The sequence below is a fragment of the Vagococcus elongatus genome, from assembly GCF_003987645.1.
GTDB classification, from domain to species: Bacteria; Bacillota; Bacilli; order Lactobacillales; family Vagococcaceae; genus Vagococcus_A; species Vagococcus_A elongatus.
In genome coordinates, this window is the sequence record NZ_NGKA01000051.1 from 1 (window position 1) to 1,578 (window position 1,578).

Here is a 1,578-nt window from a genome sequence, read left to right on the forward strand (position 1 = left end):
TAATGCCTACTGAATAATTATATGATTTTTAAAAAGTATGGCTTTAATGTTTTTCAAGCTGAATCTTAGCGAATTGAAATTGTAAGCTAAAAAAAGGCGCAAAAAATCTGCCGTCAATTTTGACAAATTCATTGCAATAGCACTGAGAACGATACTTGAAAGCGTGGTATCTTTACGTTTGGTTGTAATCAAACCCGCACCAAAACAGCGTTTCATCATGCTAAAACCACGTTCAACCTCGACGCGATCGGCGTTGTCTTGATAGTCGATGCTTTTATCACGGACTTCGTTTTTCTTGGGTCGACCAAGGGCCGGACCTGAAAGTCTGATGCCTCGTATTTTACAATACTTAAGGTTTTTAAGATTACGGTAAATTTTGTCAGCAAGCACGCGTTTAGGATAACAACCGTGACGGTCATGATAGCGGCGTATGGCACCGACCAAGACTTCCGATTCGTTGTAAGCATCGAAGCTTGTCCGCTCAATACGTGCAATTCCTTGATCCATGCTCATGTCAAATTTAGCACCAAATTCCACAGCTGTCCTGCTTTTCCCGCGAACGATAGGACGAACCCACGGCTGGTGGAAGCTAACGATTCGGTCGGCTACAGAATGCGTACGATTGTCATACATGTATTTTTGTTGGTTGTAGATTTTCTGGATAGTGTCCCACCAAATCCAGTGTTTTTCAGATAGCGTATAACCCGTTTCCAAGAGTTCTTGAATAACTTTAATATCACGTTTAACAAAATTCAATAGCTTACGAAGCTGAGCACGCAGCCATTTTTTAGCTTTTTTCTTACGACGGACCACGTTCAAATAAACCTTGCGAGCTATTCTTCGATAGACACGCGGTTTCTTCAATTTGTTTTCTTTACAGACGACATCAACGATGGTTTCTGCGTGTGTTCGAGCATCATTCAAAAGTTCTGTATCCGTTGGATACTTGATGTTTTGCGGTGCACAAGTGGCATCCAAAACAAGAGTGCCAGAATTGGAATCATCGTCATCATCATGCAAGTCGTCTTGTTTTTCTGCTGGTGTATTGGCAACAATGATTTTTTCGTTGATTTCTATCAAGGTGGTTTCGTCCAAACGCTTGCGAAAATAAACCATTGTTGAGGAATCAAATGGTTTTTCATCTTGATAACCAGGCAAGCCAATAAAAAATTGCAAGTAGGGATTCTCTTGGATTTGCAGAACTGTTTCTTCGTCACTGTAGCCATATTCTTTCTGAATGAGCAGAGCGCCAAGTGCCATGCGTAAAGGTTTTGCCACATTACCTTTTTGATTTCGGAAGTTTTTTGCATAATCCTTTTCAAGTTCACGCCATGGGATGCGTTCAGCTTTCTTTATCCAACGATTTTCAGGATTCATAGTAAGCCCCATGGGCTGATTAAAATCTTCGAATGCCAATTGCGTATGAATTTGTGGTTTATACATTGATCAGATGCCTCCATAATGAATAAAAGTGCAAGGGATTCGGCCACCTGCCGAGAAAAGTCCTGCACTTATTATACCAAAAAAATATAACAGATACTGTTAAATCAACGAAGATATAGTAATCAGCAGGCATTA

The 1,578-nt window shown here is 40.4% G+C and carries 1 protein-coding gene; it reads right to left on the reverse strand.

The window, feature by feature from the left end:
* Positions 1-6 precede the first annotated feature (6 nt).
* The gene (locus CBF29_RS13615; protein ID WP_126810241.1) at positions 7-1,443 is read right to left on the reverse strand and encodes an IS5 family transposase; all 1,437 of its coding nucleotides are present in this window, start codon (positions 1,441-1,443) and stop codon (positions 7-9) included.
* Positions 1,444-1,578 lie beyond the last annotated feature (135 nt).